The organism is Alloalcanivorax gelatiniphagus, assembly GCF_005938655.1.
Classification (GTDB): Bacteria; Pseudomonadota; Gammaproteobacteria; order Pseudomonadales; family Alcanivoracaceae; genus Alloalcanivorax; species Alloalcanivorax gelatiniphagus.
In genome coordinates, this window is sequence record NZ_VCQT01000032.1 from 16,701 (window position 1) to 36,168 (window position 19,468).

A 19,468-nucleotide genomic window follows, 5' to 3' on the forward strand; every position below is an offset into this window, starting at 1 on the left:
GAAACGTGGCGATTGCGGGAGCCTAGTTTAGTCGCGGCGAACCGGGCGTAAACGTTTATTTGTGACCCGCCGTTCATCCTCGGCGGTGGGTTCCGGCCGCCGCCACATCCACAACAGCAATCCGCAAAGAAACAAAGGCACGCCGATTTTCACGCTGTTCGGCACATTGGAAAGGGCGATCAGCACGACGCTGATCATCATCACCGTGGAGGCGGCGCATTTGGCGCGGCGGGACATAGCGCCCTGTTCGCGCCACAGCACGATGGGCGGCCCGAAGCGGGGATGGTTCACCAGCCAGTGCTCCAGGCGCGGCCAGCCCCGGGTGCCCGCCCAGGCGGCGATCAACATGAACACGGTGGTCGGCATGCCCGGCACCACCACGCCGATCAGCCCGAGGGCCACGCACAGCAGTGCCAGACTGCGCCAAAGAAAAGTACGCAGCATGGCCACAGTATAAAGCCAACAACGAGCGCCCGCGCCCCCCGGTCCACGCGCCATCATGTAGGAGCGGCTCAGGGCGCGACGCCCTTCCGGGCCCCTTGTAGGAGCGACTTTAGTCGCGATGACGATGGCACCCCAGAGGATCGCGGCTAAAGCGGAGTGCCGCCCAGTCGCTCCTACCGGGAGATTCATGGCCATAAAAAAGCCCCGCCGAAGCGGGGCTTTTTCAGAGCCATGCCGGAGCATGCCGGATCAGAACGCGAAGTGTTCCTGGTCCAGTTCCATCAGGCAGTCGAGACCACCTTCGATGGCGCCTTTATGACCCGCCGCGCGCGGCAGGATGCGCTTCATGTAGAAGCGGGCGGTGCTGATCTTGGCCTTGTAGAAGTCCTCGTCGCCGGCACCGGCGTCGAGCTGCTCCTGGGCCTTGGCGGCCATCCGCGCCCACAGGTAGGCGAGGGTCACGTAGCCGGAGTACATCAGGTAGTCCACCGAAGCGGCGCCCACGTAGTCCGGGTTCTGCATGGCCTGCATGGCGATCGCCTGGGTCAGTTCGCCCCACTCGCGGTTGTATCGGGCCACCGGCTCGATCAGTTCCTTGAGTTCGCCGTTGTCGCCGTGGGCTTCGCAGAACTTGTGCACGATCTTGGTGAAGTTCCGCAGCGCCTGGCCCTGGGTCATCATCACCTTGCGGCCCAGCAGGTCCAGCGCCTGGATGCCGGTGGTGCCTTCGTAGAGGGTGGAGATGCGCGCGTCACGCACGTTCTGCTCCATGCCCCATTCGCGGATGAAACCGTGGCCGCCGTAGATCTGCACGCCGTGGTTGGCCGCTTCCAGGCCCACCTCGGTGACGAACGCCTTGGCGATGGGCGTGAGCAGCGCCATCAGGTCGTGAGCCTGTTCACGCTCGGCGTCGTCGCGGGCCAGTTTCACCTGGTCGCCGAGCTGGGCGCACAGGTAGACCAGCGCGCGGCCGCCTTCGGCGAACGCCTTGGAGGTGAGCAGCATGCGGCGCACGTCCGGGTGCACGATGATTGGGTCCGCCGGGCCGTCCGGATTTTTCGGGCCGGACAGGCTGCGCATGGCGAGCCGCTCGCGGGCATAGGCCAGACCGCCCTGGAAACCCAGCTCGGCGTGGGCCACGCCCTGGATGGCGGTACCCAGACGGGCGAAGTTCATAAAAGTGAACATGCAGTTCAGGCCTTTGTTCTCCGGGCCGATCAGGTAGCCGGTGGCGCCGTCGAAGTTCATCACGCAGGTGGCGGAAGCCTTGATGCCCATCTTGTGTTCGATGGAACCGCAGGCCACCGCGTTGCGCTCGCCCACGCCGCCGTTACCGTCGGTGAGGAACTTGGGCACGATGAACAGGGAAATCCCCTTGGTGCCTTTGGGCGCGTCGGGCAGGCGGGCCAGCACGATGTGCACGATGTTCTCGGCCATGTCGTGTTCGCCGGCGGAGATGAAGATCTTGGTGCCGGTGATGCTGTAGCTGCCGTCGGCGTTGGGCTCGGCCTTGGTTTTCAGAATGCCCAGGTCGGAACCACAGTGCGGCTCGGTCAGGCACATGGTGCCGGTCCATTCACCGCTGGTCAGCTTCGGCAGGTAAGCGTTCTTCTGCTGGTCGGTGCCGTGTTCCTCGATGGTGGCCACGGCGCCGTGGGACAGGCCCGGATACATGCTCCAGGACCAGTTGGCGGTGCCGGTCATTTCGGAAATGGCGATGCTGGCGGAACCGGGCAGGCCCTGGCCGCCGAATTCCGGATCGCCGTTGATGGCCGGCCAGCCACCTTCCACGTACTTGGCGTAGGCTTCCTTGAAGCCTTTCGGCGTGGTCACCACGCCGTCTTCGAAGTGGCAGCCTTCCTCATCGCCGGAACGGTTCAGGGGAGCCAGTTCGTTCTCGGAGAATTTGGCGCCTTCGTCGAGGAAGGCGTTGAGCAGCTCGCTGTTCACCTCTTCCAGACCCAGCTTGGCGTAATGCCCATCCAGGTCCAGCACTTCGTTGAGCACGAAGCGCATATCGCGCAGGGGAGCTTTGTACTCGGGCATGATCAGGTCTCCCAGGAGAGTCATCGTTAAGCGGGAAAACCGGCCCCGGAACGGGCTGAGACAAAGGCAGCGGGCGGGGCGGGTCCATCGTCAGGGAGAGAATGGTAGCCGCGCCCCGGAGCCACTGCCCACAACTATTTGTGACCCATAAGTCAAACAAGCGTTTGAAATCACTTTTGTCCGACAACACTGGTATAGTCCGCCCAAGCCGCCCCCTATTCCCGGGTTTATGACACTGGGTTTACGACACAGGGTTTACCATAGGAGTACCACCCCATGATCGACCCCAATCTGCTGGACATTCTGGTCTGTCCCGTGAGCAAGGCGCCGTTGATCTACGACGAACAACGGGCCGAGTTGAAGTGCAAGGCCAGCGGCCTGGCCTACCCGGTACGGGACGGCATTCCGGTGATGCTGGAGGAAGAGGCCCGCACTCTGGACGACGGCGAACTGCGCACGCTCTGACCACCTCCATCGAGGACCACCTCTATGTCCCGTCCGCTTTTCGCTCTGCTGCTGTGCCTGGCGGCGCCGGCCTGGGCCGACACCGACACTGGCGCCGGCGATGCACCGGAAACCGCCCCGGACCAGGCCGCCCTGGAACTCCAACAACAGAACGAATGCCTGCAGCGCGCCGCCCGCACCGTGGGCGATGAGGTCACCGCCCGGCAGTTACGCGACTGGTGTCTGGACAACGCCCCCCGGCCCAAGCAACGCACGCCCCACGAAGACGCCCTGCGCACCCGCCTGGCCCTGGAGCGCTCCAGCCAGGACAACCCGTTCGTGATCACGCCGCACCGGCGCAACTACCTGTTGCCCTACAGCCACTGGTCCAACCCCAAGTGGAACGACCCGGACCGGGCCGGCCAGGACCTGGACTCCAAGGAGGTCAAATTCCAGATCTCCCTGAAGGCGCCGCTGTACGACGATTTCTGGAACGGCAGCACCATCTACATGGCCTTCACCGGGGTGTTCTTCTGGCAGGCCTACAACAAGAGCGAGTCGAGCCCGTTCCGGGAGATCAATTTCACCCCGGAGATCTTTCTCGCCAAGCCGGTGGACTGGAAACTGGGCCCGGTGCAAAGCGAGCTGCTGGCGTTCGGCTTCCGCCACGATTCCAACGGCCGCGACGAGCCCACCTCGCGGAGCTGGAACCGCCTTTATCTGCGGCATATTTCCCAGATCGGCCCGTACTATGTGTCGCTGATGCCCTGGTACCGGATTCCCGAGGATGACAAGGACTATCCGCTGGACCCGCGCGGCGACAACAACCCGGACATCGAAAAATACATGGGCCATTTCGAGCTGGAAGTGGCGCGCGCCTTCGGCAACCACGTGGTGGAACTGATGGTGCGCAACAACCTGCGTTCCGACAACAAGGGCGCCGGCCGGGTCAATTACTCCTTCCCCATCAACGAGCGCTTCAAGGGTCTGGTGCAGGTGTTCACCGGCTATGGCGACTCGATGATCAACTACGACGACTACGAGACCCGCTTCAGCCTGGGCATCCTGCTCACCGATACGCTTTAGGGCTGACGCTCAGCGCCTTCCTGATCGCGGCTGAAGCCGCTCCTACCGCCGCCATCAGGCGCCGGGGAGCGCCCAGGCGGCGCTCATGGCGCCGCCGGCCACGCCGCTCAGGGCAGGCTGTCCAGGGTGCGCGTGCGCAGCTCTTCCAGGCCGTCGCTGAAGGTCACCGGATAGGGCGCGTTGGAGCGGGCGGTACCGCGCAGGGCCGGCGGCAGCGACGCCAGTTCCCGGCGCAGCCGTTCGCGGGCGGCGTCCGGGTCCGGCGCCGGCAGCACCGGTTTACCGTCCGCCACCACCGTGCGCAGCAACGGCTCGCCGTGGCGTTCCTCATCGGCGGCGGTGATCTCGTCGCCCACCAGCCGGCCCTCGCCGTCGTACTGCCGCCACACCTGCTTGGCGCCGGGGTAGACCGGTTTGCCCGGCGACGCCTTGAGGCGCGGGCGGCCGTCGTACTCGGTGAGTTTGTAGGCGAAATCCAGGGACGGCGCGTCCGCCACCGAGCCCATCTCGGTGCCCACGCCGAAGCCGTCAATGGGGGCACCGGCGGCCACCAGGGCGGCCACCTTCCATTCGTCCAGGCCGCCGCTGACCACCACCCGGACGCGGGACAGGCCGGCGCCGTCCAGTTTGTCGCGCACCGCCCGGGCCAGGGCCGCCAGGTCCCCGGAGTCGATGCGCACCGCGCCCACGTCCAGGCCCTCGTCGCGCACCAGGCCGATCACCTTGTCGGTGGCGGCCAGGGCGTCGTAGGTGTCGATCAACAGGGTGGTGCCCGGATAGTCCCGGGCGTAGCGGCGGAACGCCTCGGTTTCGTCGTCGAACGACTGAATGTAGGAGTGCGCCATGGTGCCGCGCAGCGGCAGGTCGAAGGTCAGGCCACCGAGCACATTGCTGGTGGCCTGGATGCCGGCGACCCGGTAGGCGCGCACGCTGCGCCAGGCGGCCTCCAGGCCGTGCATGCGGCGCATGCCGAAGTCCAGCACCGGGGCGTCGCCGGCGGCCAGCACCACCCGCGCCGCCTTGGAGGCAAGCAGGGTTTCCAGATTCACATAGTTCATCAGCAGGCTTTCCAGCAGCTGGCCCTCGGCCACCGGGGCGCGCAGTTCCAGCAGCGGCTCCTGGGGAAATACCAGGGAGCCTTCCGGCAGGGCCCGCACCTCGCCGCTGAAGCGGAAGTTGGCCAGCCAGTCGAGAAAGTCGTCGCGGAAACCCAGCGGCGCCAGCCGGCGCACCTGTTCCTCGGGGAAACGCAGCTCGCTGATCAGCCGCGCCGCGTGCTCCTGGCCGCAGGCCACGACGAAGTTGCGCTCGCCGGGCAGCACCCGGTAGAACAGGCTGAACACCGCCTCCCCGCGCCGCTGGTCCAGATGGTAGGCCTGGGCCATGTTCAATTCATAGAGATCGGTGAGCAGACCCAATTCGTCCGCCCGTGGCCAGACTGCGGTCATCGGCGCTTCCTATGGCTGGTGGTGTCAAACATCGCTATGGATTGCACCCCGGAGGGCGCTTTTCAAGGTCCGTCGGCGGCTTTCAGCGGGCCAGGTCGTCGAGTACGGCTTGATGGGCCGCCAGGGCGGCGGCGTCGAACAGCACGAAACGGATGCGTTGCACCCGGCTCAGCGCGGCGCTTTCCTCCGCCACCGTGGTCACCGCGATGCGCGCCGCCTCCGCCAGCGGGTAACCGAAGGCGCCGGTGGAGAGCGCCGGAAACGCCAGGCTGTGCAGCCCTTCCCGCTCCGCCAGCCGCAGCGCGTTGCGGTAACAGTCCGCCAGCAACCGGTCGGCGGGCTCATCACGGCCATGGACCGGGCCCAGACAGTGAATCACAAAACGATTGGGCAGGCCGTGTGCACCGCTGATCACCGCCTGTCCGGGGCGGATCGGCGCCATCGGCGCGCATTCCTCGGCGAGCCCCGGCCCGGCGGCGCGGTGCAGGGCACCGGCCACGCCGCCGCCGGTGCGCAGTTGCGCGTTGGCGGCGTTGACCACCGCGTCCATATCGGTCTGGGCGGCAATGTCGCCTTGCCGGCACTCAATGCTTACCTGGGCCATGAAGGGCTTCCTGGCATCGCGGCCCGGCTCGGGTATGATCCTCGGCGGGCCTGTGTATTTAAACTGGGAGAACACTATGCGAACTCTGGCTCGAATCGGCGTGCTCGGCCTGCTTGCCCTGCTCAGCGCCTGCCAGACCCTCACCGGTCTGGAAGCTCCGGAGGTGAACCTGTCCAGCCTGCGCCTGGAGCAGGTCAGCGTGTTTGAGCAACAGTGGCAGGTGGTGCTGCGCGCGCGCAACCCCAACGACCGTGAGCTGACGCTCAAAAGTCTGGATTACGAGCTGTTCGTCAACGGCGAGAAGCTGGCCCGTGGCCTGACCGGCGACGATGTGACCCTGCCGGCCATGGGCGACGCCCTGGTCACCACCCGCATCACCACCAGCCTGATGCAGACTCTCGGCAAGCTTAAGGGCCTGCAGCAGGACCCCGGAGCGCCGCTGGACTACCGCATCAAGGGCACCGCCCGGGTCAAGGGCCTGGCCCTGCCGCTCAGCTTCGACCAGCGCGGCGAGTTTCGCCTGCCGGACACCCTGCCGCTGCGCTGAGGCACTGGTAGGAGCGACCGGGCGGCGTTCCGCTTCAGCCGCGATCCCACCAGCCACACCGCGCCCGCGGCGATCGCGGCTGAAGCCGCTCCTACAGCGGCCCGGCCGACCTGACCGGGGCGGCCGTCGGACCGAGCGTTCCGGTCATGCCCCCGGCACCGGCTGCCCGGCTACAGTGGGGGCATTCTGGTAGAGGCAGCTTCCATGCGAGCGGATTTCCAAGTGGCCATCATCGGCGCCGGCTTTGGCGGGCTGGGCATGGCCATCGAATTGAAGAAACGCGGCCGCCATTCCCTGGTGATCCTGGAAAAGGCCGATGGCGTGGGCGGCGCCTGGCGGGACAACACCTACCCCGGCGCCGCCTGCGATGTGCCTTCGCATCTGTATTCCTTTTCGTTCACGCGCAAATTCGACTGGTCCCGGCGCTTCGCGCCCCAGGCGGAGATCCTCGCCTATCTGCGGAAGTGCGTGGACGACTACCACCTGGCGCCCCATCTGCGTCTGCGCACCGAGGTGCGCGGCGCGCGCTTCGACGAAACGGACAATCTCTGGCACCTGGACACCGGCGACGGCACCGTCACCGCCGTAGCCCTGATCACCGCCACCGGCCAGTTGAACCGCCCCGCCTGGCCGCGCCTGCCCGGGCTGGAACGCTTCGCCGGCCCGGCCTTCCACAGCGCCCGCTGGGACCATGACCTGGACCTGGCGGGCAAGACCGTGGCGGTGGTGGGCACCGGTGCCAGCGCCATCCAGTTCGTGCCGGAGGTGGCGCGGGTGGCGGCCCGGGTAAAGCTGTTCCAGCGCTCCGCCGCCTATGTGATCCCGAAACCGGACCGCCCCTATTCCGCGTTGGAGCACACCCTGATGCGGCGCCTGCCGATACTGCAGCGCCTGGACCGGGCACGCATCTACGCGCTGAACGAGAGCCGGGTGCTGGGCTTCACCGCCCTGCAGGGAGTGATGCGGGTCTATCAATGGCTGTTCCGGCGCTACCTGCGGCGCACCGTCAGCGACCCGGCCCTGCGCCAGACGCTGACGCCGGATTACCCCATGGGCTGCAAGCGCATCCTGATCTCCAACGATTACTTCCAGGCCATCGAGCGGCACCACATTGAGGTGCACGACGGGGCGGTGACGGCGGTGGACGAGACCGGTCTGGTGGATGGCCAGGGGCGCCACCACGCGGCGGACGTGTTGATTTTCGGCACCGGCTTCCAGGCCACCGATTTTCTGGCGCCGATGACCATCACCGGACGCCAGGGCCGCGATCTCAACCAGGCCTGGCGGGATGGCGCCCAGGCGTACCTGGGCATCAGCGTGAGCGGCTTCCCCAACCTGTTCATGCTGTACGGCCCCAACACCAACCTGGGCCATAACTCCATCGTCTACATGCTGGAGTCGCAGATCGCCTATGTGCTGAGTGCCCTGGAGACCCTGGAGCGGCCCGAGGTGGCGCGGCTGGAAGTGCGCCCGGAGATCCAGGACCGCTTCAACCGGCAACTGCAGCAGCGGCTGCGCGCCACGGTCTGGGAACGCGGCTGCGACAGCTGGTACAAGACCGCCAGCGGCAAGAACACCAACAACTGGCCCGGCTTCACCTTTGCGTACCGCCGCCGGACCCGACGACTGGACCCCCGTGATTATGAGCTGTACCCGTGAACAGGGCGGCGTGGCCCCGAGCCCGTCGCAACGTCTGATCGCCGCCACCCTGCGCGGCACCCTGAAAAGCCTGCTCAGCCCCGCCTTCCAGGCGCGCGCCCCGGTGGCGCTGCAGCGCCGCTGGCTGGCCACCGTGGCGCGGGCCACCCTGCCGGCCCGGGGCGTGCCCCGGCACCAGACCCGCTTTGCCGGGGTGCCGGTGGAGGTGGTGGGCGAAGGCCCCGCCGCCACCCTGCTGTACCTGCACGGCGGCGGCTACGTGGCCGGCAGCCCGGCCACCCACCGGGCCATCACCACCCGGCTGGCCCGGGCCCTGGACGCCACCGTGATGGTGGTGGACTACCGGCTGGCGCCGGAGCATCCCAGCCCGGCGGCCCTGGACGATGTGGTGGCGGTGTACCGGGCGCTGCTGGACCACGGCCACCGGCCGGAGCGCATGGCGGTGGCCGGCGACTCCGCCGGCGGCGGCCTGAGCCTGGCGTTCCTGCAGCATGTGCGCGACGGCGGTGAGCTGCCACCGCCGGCCGCCGGGGTGCTGCTGTCGCCCTGGCTGGACCTGACCCTGACGCAAACGCCCCGGCGGGTGCCCGGCGAGGCCATGCTCAGCCACGACTGGCTGGCGTTCGCGGCCAACGCCTACGCCGGCGAGCGCCGCCAGCGGCCGGAGGTATCGCCGCTGGCCGGTGATCTCAACGGGCTGCCGCCGCTGCTGATCCAGTGCGGCGGCGATGAAATTCTGGGCCCGGACAGCGAACGGCTGGCCACCGCCCTGGAGCAGGCCGACACCGAGGCGCGCTACCAGTTGTTCGCGGATCGCTGGCACGTTTTCCAGATGCACGGCGGCGTGCTCGCCGACGCCGACCGGGCGCTGGCCCACATCACCGATTTCCTGGGCGCCCGCTTCCAGGCCGGCCAGCGGGAGCCCCGGCCATGAACCGTATCCTGATCACCGGCGCCGCCAGCGGCATCGGCCTGGCCACCGCCCAACGCCTGCATGCCCGTGGCTGGCGCCTGGGCCTGCTGGATGTGAACGACCATGCCCTGCGCTCGCTGCACGCCGAACTGGGCGGCGACACCTGGTTCCGGGCCGTGGACGTGACCGACCCGGCCGCCTGCCAGGCCGCCGCCGACGACTTCGCCGCCCAGGCCGGGGGCCTGGATGTGCTGTTCAACAGCGCCGGGCTGCTGCGCATGGGGCCGGTGGAAGAAGTGGACCTGGCGGACCATCACCGCACCCTGGAGATCAACGTGCTCGGGGTGCTGCACATGAGCCTGGCCTGCCTGCCCCATCTGAAACGCTCCGAGCGCCCCCGGGTGCTGAACATGAGTTCCGCTTCGGCGTTGTACGGGGTGCCGGACCTGGCGGTCTACTCCGCCTCCAAGTTCGCGGTGCGCGGCCTCACCGAGGCGCTCAATCTGGAATGGCGGCGGCACGGCATCCAGGTGCAGGACCTGATGCCGCCGTTCGTGAATACCCCGATGGTCACCGGCCAGACCTACCGGGCGCCGGTGCTGGAGCGCATGGGCGTGAAGCTGAGCGCCGAGGACATCGCCCGCGCCGCGGAGCAGGCCCTGGAAAGCCAGCGGGTGCACACCCCGGTGGGGCTGCCGTTCCGGGTCACGGTGCTGTTGGAGAAGCTGGCGCCACGCTGGGTGACCCGGGAGATCCTGCGCCACCTGAGCCGCTGAAGACTATTCCTCGCCCCAGTGAATGATCACCCGGCGCCGGCCCCAGTCCCGCGCCGCGTCCTGGTCCTCGCCCATGTAGATGTCGATCTTGTTGCGCCAGCGGCTGTGCATCTTGTCGCGCACATACCAGACCCCGTCCAGCCCTTCGATGCGCACCGGGGTGCCGTAATCCAGGCCGGCGCCAATCAGGTCCCGGGACACGGCGATGGCTTTCATGCCGGGCACCAGGGTGTCGCCCCAGGCCGCCAGGCTGTGATCGTCGCCGGCGCCCTGGCCTTCCAGGGAATTGTAGGCGGTGGCGGTGACCGTGGTGCTGTCCTTGAACGCCTCGGCGGGGGGATTCCGGGCCGGCGCGGCAACCGGGGCGGCCACCCCCAGCACCGCCAGCAGCAGCGCCGCCGCCCGTGGCCGGCGCCCGCTTTCCGGTCTGAACCCGCTCTTCACCTTCACGTGGCGATACTGTGTCGATGTCATCCAGATTCCCTGCCTTGCTATTGATGCTGTTCGGACTTAACGCCTGCGCCACCCAGCCCACGCCGGCTCCGCCGGAGGCCCGGCTGTGGCCCGCCGAGGGCACGCCCCGGGGCACCCTGGTGGCTCTGCACAGTTTCGGCGACCACGACGACGCCTTCAATCTGGCGGCGCCGGCGCTGGCCCGGGCCGGCTATACGGTGTACGCCTTCGACCAGGCCGGCTTCGGTGAGCGCACCCTGGAGGACGGCCGCTGGGCCGGCGAGGACCGGCTGGTGGCGGACGCCGCCGCCATGGTCCGCCAGGCGGCCCGCCAGCAACCGGGCCGGCCGCTCTATCTGCTCGGCGAGAGCCTGGGCGGCGCCGTGGCCATGCTGGTGGCGGCGCGCCACCCGGAACTGCCGGTGGACGGCCTGATCCTGGCCGCGCCGGCGGTGCGCGAGGGCATTCGACTGCGTTACGGCTGGAACGTTCTGATCGCCGCCGCCGCCACCCTGGCGCCGGGTTACAAGCTCACCGTGGACCGTCCGCCGGACGATCCCCGGCTGGCGCCCGCCGCCGCCCGGCGCCTGGCGGACGACCCACGGGTGATGCGCCGGGTGCGCATGGACGCCTACTGGGGGCTGATCAAGCTGGCCGACAACGCCAGCGACGCGGCCCCCTCCCTGACCCTGCCCACCCTGGTGCTGTACGGCGGCCTGGATACCTCGGTGCCGGCGGTGGGCATCGAGCGGCTCAACCAGCACCTGGGGGAGCGGGGCGATTATCGGTACTTCCCGGACGGCCCGCACCTGCTTTTGCAGGGCCGCCACTGGCCGGCGGTGGTGGAGGCCATCGAGCAATGGCTGGCGGACCAGCCCCGGTTGCCGCACTGACGGCGCGGCGGCGGCGATCAGGCCCCGGTATCGGCGCCGGAATTTGCTAGGCTTGCCGTTATCGCCCCCCTTTCCAGGAGATAACGGCACCATGAGCAAACGGGTTCTGATCACCGGCGGCAATTCCGGCATTGGTTTGTGCACGGCGGAACAACTGGCGGCGCGTGGCGCCGAGGTGATTCTCGCCTGCCGCGACCAGGCCAAGGGCCAGGCGGCACTGGCGCGCATCAAGCACAACACGCCGAACGCCCGGGTGCGGGTGGTGAGCCTGGATCTGGCGGATCTGGCGCGGGTGCGCGGCGTGGCCCGCCAGCTCAACGACGAACTGGACGGCCTGGACGTGCTGATCAACAACGCCGGGGTGGTACCGCGCCGCCAGCAGTTCACCGCCGACGGCTTCGAGATGCAGTTCGGCGTCAACTATCTGGCCCCCGTGCTGCTGACCCATCTGCTGCTGCCACTGCTGCAGCAGCGGCCCGGCGCCCGGGTGGTGCACGTGGCCTCGGTGGCCCACTGGCTGGGCCGCATCAACCCGGGCACCTGGCGCGGCCGCCGGCCCTACTTGATGCTGGACGCCTACGGCCAGTCCAAGCTTGGCAACATTCTGTTCAGCGATGTGCTGGCCCAGCGGCTGGCCGGGCAGGACATCACCAGCAATGCCCTGCACCCGGGCGGCGTGGACACGCCCATCTTCCGCTACACGCCGGGGCTGCTGATGAAGGCGATCCGCCCCACCCTGACCACGCCGGAAAACGCCGCCCGCCTGCCGGTGAGCCTGGCCCTGGACGACCGCTACAACGGCGTCACCGGCGGCTACTTCGACGCCAAGGGCCCGGCCACCCGGTCCCCCCGGGCGCGCAACAAGGCCAGCGCCGAAAAGCTCTATCAGGAAAGCATGAAGCTGCTGGGAATCAATCCGCTGTAATCAATCCGGTTGAGAGGGCGCCTGCTCCAGGGCCTGCTCGGCCACCGCCCGCTGCAGGCCGGGATAGAGCTCCAGGAACACCTGCTCCAGATGCTCGTAGTGGTGTTCGATGTCGGCCTGGCAGCCCTGGAAGCGGTTGGCGAAACGCACCCGGGCGGCGATCCGGTCCAGGGCCCGGCCCACGGTGTCCAGCTCGGCGTAATGACGCACCCAGTCCTGGGCCACCATGCGCTCCACCACCGCCCGCATGGGCACCGGCATCAGCGCCCGCCCCTCCAACAACAACCGGTAGTCCCGGTCGATGGCCTGGTGCAGCGGCTGGTCGTGGAAGCGCGCCCAGTGACGCACCAGAAAATGGTCGAACAGCACATCCAGGGCCACCCCGGCGAACCGCCGCCGGGGCGCGGCGAACAGCTGCCGGCTGTGACGCACCGGCGGGTGATCGTCGGTGACCCGGTCCACCAGCCGGTGGTTGAGCAGCCCCCGCCGCACCGGCTCCGGCAGTTGTTCCTCGCGCACCCCGCGCATGAAATCCCCGAGCAGGTTGCCCACCTTGGACGGGGCGGTGGGCTGTGCCAGGGCCAGGTGGGCGAAGTAATTCAAGGCCGCTGCCGCTCCAGCAGGAAGCGCAGATTCTGGCGCACCGCCGGCCATTCCTGATTGATGATGGAAAACACCACGGTGTCGCGGTAAATGCCGTCGGCGGTCACCGTATGGTTGCGCAGCACGCCATCCTGCTTGGCGCCGAGCCGGGCGATGGCGGCCCGCGATGCCCGGTTGTGCCAGTGGGTACGAAATTCCACCGCGATGGCGTCCAGGCTCTCGAAGGCATGACGCAGCAGCAGCCACTTGCACTCGGTGTTGACGCCGGTGCGCTGATAGCGGCCGGCGTACCAGGTGTGGCCCAGTTCCAGACGGCGGTTGTCTTCGTCCACCTTGAAGAACCGGGTGGTGCCGATCACCCGGCCACTTTCCCGGTGGCGCACCGCGAACGGCAGGTCGCCCTGGTCGCGGCCGGCCAGGGCGGCTTGGATGTAGTCGTCCACCCGCTGCGGGGCCGGCGCGAAGGTAAACCAGAGTTTCCAGAGTTCACCGTCCCGACAGGCCTCGGTCAGGTCGTCGGCGTGGGACGGAGCCAGGGGTTCCAGGCATACCCGGTCCCCTTCAAGGGTGACCGGTTCGATCCAGCGGGCCATGGGGCGCTCCCGGATGAATGAGGGAAACAGCAGCATAGCGCAGGGCACCGCACGGCGCAGGTGGCGCGGTGCCCGTGTGGTTTATTGGGGGGTGGTCGGTTTAGTGGCCGGTTTAGTGGCCGAATCGGCGGCCGGGGCGTTCATTTGTTTGCGGATGCGCTGCAAAGCCGGCGGCACCGCGTCGCAGCGGGCGGCGCCCTGGTCGCAGGCCACGCAATCGGCGGCGGCGCTGGCGGCCATGGTCAGATTGATGCGGTAGGCCAGCTGCGGCAACTTGGCGGCCCGGTCGCGCAGGGCCAGGGCCTGCTCATGGAGGGCGCCGTGCTCGGCGCGGCACTGCTTGAGCGCGGCTTGATCCGCCGGGTCGTAGTCCTTTTTGAAAGCCTGGCCGCCGCCGTGAAGCGTCTCCAGCTCGGCGATCATGCCGTTGATCCGCTCCGGATTGTCCGGCGTCAGCGCCAGGGCCGGGCCGGTCAGGCACAGCGCCAGGGTCGAAATCAGCAGGCGTTTCATGGTGGTGCTCCTTTTTCTTGTTCGGTTTTTATTGTTCGGGACGGTTCAGGTCCTTGTGACGGCCGGGACTCAGCCCGGCCGTGCTCTGAGACCGGCCGGCGGCCCGGGAGTTCAGCCCGGGGGCCAGGAGAACGGACGGCCGCCAAGCACATGCACGTGCAGATGGAACACGGTCTGGCTGGCGCCGGCGCCATTGTTGACGTTGAGGCGGAAGTCCTCGAGCCCTTGCTCGCGGGCCACCTGGCCGGCCACCAGCAGCAGATGCCCGAGCAGGTCCTTGTCGCCTTCGTCGGCGTCGGACAGCTTGGCGATGGGTTTACGGGGAATCACCAGGAAATGGACCGGCGCCTGCGGATTGATGTCCCGGAAAGCCAGGCACTGGTCGTCCTCGTAGACGATATCGGCGGGGATTTCCCGGTCGATGATCTTGGAAAAAATGGTTTCGCTCATGGATTGTCTCCGGCCTCTGGCGTGAAAGGCCCAACCATAGAACAAGGCGGGGCGCGCGTCGATCCGTGTTCCCGATCACACCCCGACCATGCGGGAGAAGCAATTTACAAAACCCGGGGTGAGACCGGAGCGCCGCTGAGACTATAATGGCCGCCCTGCTTGCAACCCCTTTCAAACAAGAGACTTATGGCCACCCTGTTCGTTGAAAACCTGACCGTGGTGGACTTTTCCTACCTGCACGCCAAACGCGGCATGGTGGGGGAGTCCTGGATCGTCGATCTGGAACTGTCCGGCGATCTCGATGCCCAGGGCATGGTGTTCGACTTCGGACGCATCAAGAAAACCGTCAAACAGACCGTGGACGAGCGCGTGGACCACCGGCTGCTGGTGCCGGCGGGCAGCGACCAGCTCAACCTGCATGTCCGGGACGACGACCACCTGGGCCTGACCTGGACCTATCTGGCCGGCGAGATCCGCATGGTGACCCCCGCCTCCGGCGTGCTGGAACTGCCCGGCACGGAAGTCAGCAAAGCCGGCGTGACCCTCTACCTGCTGGATCTGATCCGCGACACGGTGCCGTCCAACGTCAGCGAGATCCAGGTGATTCTGCGCGAACAGGACACCGGCACCGCGCCCTTCTACCACTATTCCCACGGCCTCAAGAAACACGACGGCAATTGCCAGCGCATCGCCCACGGCCACCGCTCCGGTATCGAGATTTTCGAGAATGGCCGCCGCAGCCGGTACTGGGAAAAGCTGTGGGCGGACCGCTGGGAAGACATCTACATCGGTACCCGCGAAGACCTGGAAGGCACCTACTACGTGGAGGAGACCCCGCACCACCGGTTCCGCTACGACGCCCCCCAGGGCCACTTCGAGCTGGTGATTCCCGAGGACCACTGCTATCTGGTGGACACCGATTCCACGGTGGAGAACCTGGCCGAGCACATCGCCAGTGAACTGGCCCGGGAAGCCCCCGGCAAGCGCTTCCGGGTGCGCGCCTTCGAAGGCGTGGGCAAGGGCGCCATCGCCGAAGCCGGCGAGGAAAACCCGCGTCTGGGCAACGGCGGCTGGCTGCGGGGCACCTCGGTATTCTGAGGTGCCCGCTCAGGGGTCTTCCTTGAGAATCTGCTCCGCTTCTTCCTGAATCAGCCGGCGCAGCCAGCGGTGCGCCGCGTTGTGATGCAGCAACGGCGACCAGGCCATCTTCAATTCGAACTCCGGGATATCGAACGGCGGCGGCTTGATCACCAGCTGCGAATTCTGCGCCTGCATGCGCGCCACCCGGCTGGGCAGGGTGGCCACCAGATCGTTGTTCATGGCCAGCAGACCGGGCATCTGATAGTGGCGGGTAAAGATACTGATCTTGCGGCTGCGCCCCAGGCGCTGCAGGGCGTGGTCGATCCAGCCCAGCCCGCCCAGTTTCTCCGGGTTCATGCCGAAGCCCACCCCGAAGCCGGTTTTCGACACCCAGATATGCTGGGCGGACAGGTAGCTGTCCAGGTCGAAATGGCGGGCGATGGGGTTATCCCGGTTGAGCAGGCAGGAAAAGGTATCCCGCCACAGGGTCACCTGGTGGAAGGACCCGGGGATCTCGTTGAAGCGGTTCAGGGCCATGTCCACCCGACCCTGCTCCATGTCCGGGTAGCTCACGTCCGAGGGCGTGACGAAATCCAGCACCACGTCCGGTGCTTCCTCCCGCAGGCGCCGCACGATGTGCGGCACCAGGGTGCCCTCCGCGTAATCGCTGGTCATGATGCGGAACACCCGGCGGCTCTCCGCCGGCCGGAAGCCGTCCTCCGGCGTGAACAGCGACTCGGCCTGGGCGATCAGCTGGCGCACCAGCGGCTGCAACTCCTGGGCCCGGTCGGTGGCGGTCATGCCTTCGCTGGTGCGGATCAGCAAGGGGTCACCGAACATCAGCCGCAGCCGCTTGAGGCTGTTGCTCATGGCCGGCTGGGTGATGCCCAACTGCTCGGCGGCACGGGTCACGTTCTTCTCGCGGAGAAGCACGTCCAGGTACTTGAGCAGGTTGAGATCGGCGCTGGCGATGTTCATGGCGGGGCTCGACGGAAACCGGAAAACCGGCGGAGTATAGCACCGCGCCGGTGTTAACTCCGTCACTGTCCGGACAGATCATGGCGCTTTGCCACTCGCAGGATTGAAAAAAAGTGCGTATCTTGAGCGTTTTCCAACAGCCTCAGTAGGGACTATGAAGCAGGACGCCACCAGTCAGGCGCAGAAGTTCGTGGTGCGGTTCCCGTGTGACATGCGCGGCCGCATCGCCGAGGTCGCCGCGCTCAACCACCGCAGCATGAACGCCGAGATCGTCGCCCGGTTACAGCACAGCCTGGCGAACTGGTCCACGCTGGAGCCCACCACCGCCGACGCCATCCCGGTGGGGCGTGAAGAACAGGTGTTGCTGCAACGCTTCCGGTTGCTCTCCCCGGCCCGGCAACGGGCGCTGCTCGGCCTGTTGGACTGATCCGTCCGGCGCCCCGGTCGGGGGAGCATTGCTAACACCTTTGCTGTTACTCTACTTTCGTCTTTTTAATCCGATGGTCACGACTGGCCGGACGGCCGTGTCGATGGGGTGGAACCTAATTTGAAGGACGAATCGCAAAGGCTGAACGTTTTGCCCAGCGGCCGCGATCTGCGCCTGCCCTGGCACCTGCGTCTGCCCGCGCCACTGGAACGGGATTTCGCCGAGTTCTTCCGCAACAGCGTCGCCAAGGTGGCGCCCTGGGCCGCGCTCAACGTGGTGGTGCTGCTGGTGTTGGCACTGGCTCTGGAACTCTATATTTCGCCGGAAGTGGCGGCGCGCACCTGGCGGCCGCGACTGCTGTGCGCGATGCTGGCGGTGGCCACCATCCTGGTGGCGCGGCACGCCGAATGGCGGCGCTGGCTGCACAGCGCCAGCCTGGCGCTGGCGTTCTCGGTGGCGCTCACCGGCGACTGGATCGGCATGCGGGTGGACCATCCACTGGCGTTCAGCCTGTTTCTGCAAACCTCGCTGGCGATTCTGCTGATGTCGGTGCTGCTCAGGGTACCCTTCTACTGGGCGGTGACCGGCAGCCTGGCGATGATCGCGGCGCTGGCCGCCAGCCTCCACAACAGCCCGCACATCGACCACCAACTGGCCCTGGTGCTGTTGCTGCTGTCCCTGGCCAGCGCCAGCATGAGTCTGTTCGGCCAGTACATCTATGAGCGTCTTCTGCGCCAGCACTTTCTCTCCGAGAACGTGCTGTTCCAGCACCGCGACGAGCTGCACTCCGCCAACCGGGTGCTGGAAAGCCAGGCCACGGTGGATGGCCTCACCGGCTGTTTGAACCGGCGCGGCATGGAAAGCCGGCTCAATGAGCTGCTGCATGGCTTCGGCCGGGGCGGCACCGGCGAACGGGCCTCGGTGCTGCTGTTCGATATCGATTTCTTCAAGCAGTACAACGACACCTACGGCCACCAGGCCGGCGACGAATGCCTGAAGACCGTTGCGTCCATCCCCCGTGCCCTGACCCAGGGCGATAAGGACTTCGTGGCCCGCTACGGCGGTGAGGAGTTCATGGTGGTGCTGGCCAATACCAGCCTCAAGGACGCCCTGGTGTTCGCCGAGCGCCTGCGCACGCGCATCGAGCAGCTGGGCCTGCCCCACGCCGGCTCACGGGTCAGCCAGGTGGTGACCATCAGTATCGGGGTGGTGTGCGCCAGTGAGCGGGTCTCCGACGCCCCGGGCCTGATCAAGTGCGCCGATGAGGCGCTGTACCAGGCCAAGGGCGCCGGCCGCAACCGGGTGGCCTATATGAGCGATCAGGGCCGGGTGGCGATGCTCTAACGGCCGCTGGAATCCGCTTCCGCCCACAGCGGCTCGGGCACGCCGAACGCCAGTTCGGTGAAGAAATAGAGCAACGCCAGCAGCGGCAGGACCACGCCGATCCAGCCGGTGAGCTGCCAGCCACCGTGGGCCTGGGACCAGCCCCCCAGCGCCGAGCCGATGGCGCCGCCGGTGAAGAAGGTGGCCATGTACAGGCCGTTGAGCCGGCCCCGGTAGCTGTCCCCCAGGCTGTAGATGGCGCGCTGCCCCAGCACCACATTGGCGGACACACCGAAATCCAGCACCACCGCCGCCACCACCAGCAGGGCCACCGCCACCACGCTGCCCGGCTCGGCGATCAAGGTCAGCAGGAAGGCCCCGCTGCAAATCAGCATCGCCGTTACCGTGGCCGGGCGGGTCAGGCCGCCGTCGGCGAGCCGGCCGGCGATGGGCGCGGCCACCGCGCCGGCCACCCCGGCCAGCCCGAACAGGGCGATTCCACCCTGGGAAAAGCCGAAGGCCGGGCCCGCCAGCAACAGCGGCACCGCGGTCCAGAACAGGCTGAAAGCGGCGAACAGGCAGGCCTGGTACAGGGCCCGCCGGCGCAGGATCGGCGTGGTCCGCATCAGCCGGCCCATGGACAGCAGCAGACGCCCGTAACCCACTCCCGCCGTCGGTTGCCGGCGCGGCATCACCCGCGCCAGCACCAGGCTGAGCACCACCATCAGCAGCGACGACAGCACGAATACGGACTGCCAGCCGAACGCCTCGGTGAGCGCACTGGCCACCGGCCGCGCCAGCATGATGCCCAGCATCAGGCCGCTCATCACCGTGCCCACCACCTGGCCGCGCCGGGCCGGCGGCGCCAGGTGGGCCGCGTAGGGCACCAGAATCTGCACCGCCACCGAGCCAAAGCCGATAAACAGGGCGGCGCCCAGAAACAGGGTGGCGTGGCCGGCGAACAGGGCCGCCACCAGGGCGACGGCGGCCAGCAGGATCACCGAGATCACCAGCCGCCGGTTCTCGACCAGGTCGCCCAGGGGCACCACCAGCAGCAGCCCCACGCCGTAACCCACCTGGGTCATGGTCACGATCAGGCCGGCGGCGCCCGGCGACAGGCCCAGGGACTCGGCAATCGGCCCCACCAGGGGTTGGGTGTAGTAAATATTGGCGACGATCAGGCCACAGGCAGTGGCCAGGGTCCATACCAGCCACGCCGGCATGGACGCGGTTTCGGCGTTCGATGACATTGCTTGCTGAGGT

The 19,468-nt window shown here is 67.6% G+C and carries 22 protein-coding genes; 11 read left to right on the forward strand and 11 right to left on the reverse strand.

The features are described 5' to 3' along the window. Positions 1 to 27 precede the first annotated feature (27 nt). Positions 28 to 444 (reverse strand): YbaN family protein, encoded by a 417-nt coding sequence (locus tag FGS76_RS10110; RefSeq protein ID WP_138772520.1) that lies wholly within the window; start codon positions 442 to 444, stop codon positions 28 to 30. A 249-nt stretch (positions 445 to 693) separates the two neighbouring features. Next, positions 694 to 2,490, reverse strand: a complete 1,797-nt coding sequence (locus FGS76_RS10115) for an acyl-CoA dehydrogenase C-terminal domain-containing protein (RefSeq protein WP_138772521.1) — start codon at positions 2,488 to 2,490, stop codon at positions 694 to 696. A gap of 276 nt (positions 2,491 to 2,766) precedes the next feature. Between FGS76_RS10115 and FGS76_RS10120 the strand changes: the two genes are divergently transcribed. Continuing rightward, positions 2,767 to 2,955 (forward strand): Trm112 family protein, encoded by a 189-nt coding sequence (locus FGS76_RS10120; protein ID WP_138772522.1) that lies wholly within the window; start codon positions 2,767 to 2,769, stop codon positions 2,953 to 2,955. Positions 2,956 to 2,979: 24 nt separating this feature from the next. Continuing rightward, positions 2,980 to 4,020, forward strand: a complete 1,041-nt coding sequence (locus FGS76_RS10125) for a phospholipase A (protein ID WP_138772523.1) — start codon at positions 2,980 to 2,982, stop codon at positions 4,018 to 4,020. A gap of 107 nt (positions 4,021 to 4,127) precedes the next feature. Here FGS76_RS10125 and FGS76_RS10130 read toward each other — a convergent pair whose 3' ends face one another. Beyond that, positions 4,128 to 5,468: a nicotinate phosphoribosyltransferase gene (locus FGS76_RS10130; protein ID WP_138772524.1), complete on the reverse strand. Its 1,341-nt coding sequence runs from the start codon at positions 5,466 to 5,468 to the stop codon at positions 4,128 to 4,130. An 82-nt stretch (positions 5,469 to 5,550) separates the two neighbouring features. Beyond that, positions 5,551 to 6,072 (reverse strand): macro domain-containing protein, encoded by a 522-nt coding sequence (locus tag FGS76_RS10135; RefSeq protein WP_138772525.1) that lies wholly within the window; start codon positions 6,070 to 6,072, stop codon positions 5,551 to 5,553. A gap of 76 nt (positions 6,073 to 6,148) precedes the next feature. On the opposite strand from FGS76_RS10135, the gene FGS76_RS10140 reads away from it, so the two are divergent. From FGS76_RS10140 to FGS76_RS10155, 4 genes are all read left to right on the forward strand, one after another. Next, positions 6,149 to 6,619 (forward strand): LEA/WHy family protein, encoded by a 471-nt coding sequence (locus FGS76_RS10140; protein WP_138772526.1) that lies wholly within the window; start codon positions 6,149 to 6,151, stop codon positions 6,617 to 6,619. 204 nt (positions 6,620 to 6,823) lie between these two features. Further along, complete coding sequence (locus FGS76_RS10145; protein ID WP_138772527.1) at positions 6,824 to 8,278, forward strand: flavin-containing monooxygenase; 1,455 nt, start codon at positions 6,824 to 6,826, stop codon at positions 8,276 to 8,278. Then, entirely contained in the window at positions 8,262 to 9,212 is a 951-nt protein-coding gene (locus tag FGS76_RS10150) for an alpha/beta hydrolase (RefSeq protein WP_138772528.1), read from the forward strand. Before FGS76_RS10145 ends, FGS76_RS10150 begins: the two co-directional genes overlap by 17 nt. Further along, positions 9,209 to 9,967: an SDR family oxidoreductase gene (locus tag FGS76_RS10155; protein ID WP_138772529.1), complete on the forward strand. Its 759-nt coding sequence runs from the start codon at positions 9,209 to 9,211 to the stop codon at positions 9,965 to 9,967. Before FGS76_RS10150 ends, FGS76_RS10155 begins: the two co-directional genes overlap by 4 nt. A gap of 3 nt (positions 9,968 to 9,970) precedes the next feature. Here the strand turns inward: FGS76_RS10155 and FGS76_RS10160 are convergent, their stop codons facing one another. Beyond that, positions 9,971 to 10,441, reverse strand: coding sequence for a 3D domain-containing protein (locus FGS76_RS10160; RefSeq protein ID WP_240692498.1), 471 nt, complete (start codon positions 10,439 to 10,441; stop codon positions 9,971 to 9,973). On the opposite strand from FGS76_RS10160, the gene FGS76_RS10165 reads away from it, so the two are divergent. Then, on the forward strand, positions 10,435 to 11,313 hold the full coding sequence (locus tag FGS76_RS10165) for an alpha/beta fold hydrolase (protein WP_240692499.1): 879 nt from the start codon (positions 10,435 to 10,437) through the stop codon (positions 11,311 to 11,313). The genes FGS76_RS10160 and FGS76_RS10165 overlap by 7 nt on opposite strands. 91 nt (positions 11,314 to 11,404) lie before the next feature. Beyond that, positions 11,405 to 12,238, forward strand: a complete 834-nt coding sequence (locus tag FGS76_RS10170) for an SDR family oxidoreductase (RefSeq protein ID WP_138772530.1) — start codon at positions 11,405 to 11,407, stop codon at positions 12,236 to 12,238. Here the strand turns inward: FGS76_RS10170 and FGS76_RS10175 are convergent, their stop codons facing one another. From FGS76_RS10175 to FGS76_RS10190, 4 genes are all read right to left on the reverse strand, one after another. Then, positions 12,239 to 12,841 carry an acyl carrier protein phosphodiesterase gene (locus tag FGS76_RS10175; protein ID WP_138772531.1) on the reverse strand — a complete coding sequence of 201 codons (603 nt, stop codon included), beginning with the start codon at positions 12,839 to 12,841 and terminating at the stop codon, positions 12,239 to 12,241. Next, positions 12,838 to 13,434 (reverse strand): GNAT family N-acetyltransferase, encoded by a 597-nt coding sequence (locus FGS76_RS10180; RefSeq protein WP_138772532.1) that lies wholly within the window; start codon positions 13,432 to 13,434, stop codon positions 12,838 to 12,840. Before FGS76_RS10180 ends, FGS76_RS10175 begins: the two co-directional genes overlap by 4 nt. A gap of 81 nt (positions 13,435 to 13,515) precedes the next feature. After that, entirely contained in the window at positions 13,516 to 13,947 is a 432-nt protein-coding gene (locus FGS76_RS10185; protein WP_138772533.1) for a hypothetical protein, read from the reverse strand. A 111-nt stretch (positions 13,948 to 14,058) separates the two neighbouring features. Next, complete coding sequence (locus FGS76_RS10190; RefSeq protein WP_138772534.1) at positions 14,059 to 14,397, reverse strand: histidine triad nucleotide-binding protein; 339 nt, start codon at positions 14,395 to 14,397, stop codon at positions 14,059 to 14,061. A gap of 186 nt (positions 14,398 to 14,583) precedes the next feature. On the opposite strand from FGS76_RS10190, the gene FGS76_RS10195 reads away from it, so the two are divergent. Continuing rightward, positions 14,584 to 15,495 carry a 6-carboxytetrahydropterin synthase gene (locus FGS76_RS10195; protein ID WP_138772535.1) on the forward strand — a complete coding sequence of 304 codons (912 nt, stop codon included), beginning with the start codon at positions 14,584 to 14,586 and terminating at the stop codon, positions 15,493 to 15,495. A gap of 9 nt (positions 15,496 to 15,504) precedes the next feature. On the opposite strand, the gene FGS76_RS10200 is transcribed toward FGS76_RS10195, so the two are convergent. After that, positions 15,505 to 16,455, reverse strand: coding sequence for a LysR family transcriptional regulator (locus tag FGS76_RS10200; protein ID WP_138772536.1), 951 nt, complete (start codon positions 16,453 to 16,455; stop codon positions 15,505 to 15,507). 154 nt (positions 16,456 to 16,609) lie between these two features. Here FGS76_RS10200 and FGS76_RS10205 point away from each other — a divergent pair, with 154 nt between their 5' ends. Beyond that, on the forward strand, positions 16,610 to 16,882 hold the full coding sequence (locus FGS76_RS10205) for an Arc family DNA-binding protein (RefSeq protein ID WP_138772537.1): 273 nt from the start codon (positions 16,610 to 16,612) through the stop codon (positions 16,880 to 16,882). Between the two features lie 120 nt (positions 16,883 to 17,002). Next, positions 17,003 to 18,226, forward strand: coding sequence for a GGDEF domain-containing protein (locus FGS76_RS10210; protein WP_138772538.1), 1,224 nt, complete (start codon positions 17,003 to 17,005; stop codon positions 18,224 to 18,226). Here FGS76_RS10210 and FGS76_RS10215 read toward each other — a convergent pair. Beyond that, on the reverse strand, positions 18,223 to 19,455 hold the full coding sequence (locus FGS76_RS10215; RefSeq protein WP_138772539.1) for an MFS transporter: 1,233 nt from the start codon (positions 19,453 to 19,455) through the stop codon (positions 18,223 to 18,225). The two genes, FGS76_RS10210 and FGS76_RS10215, sit on opposite strands and share 4 nt — an antisense overlap. Positions 19,456 to 19,468: the final 13 nt, after the last annotated feature.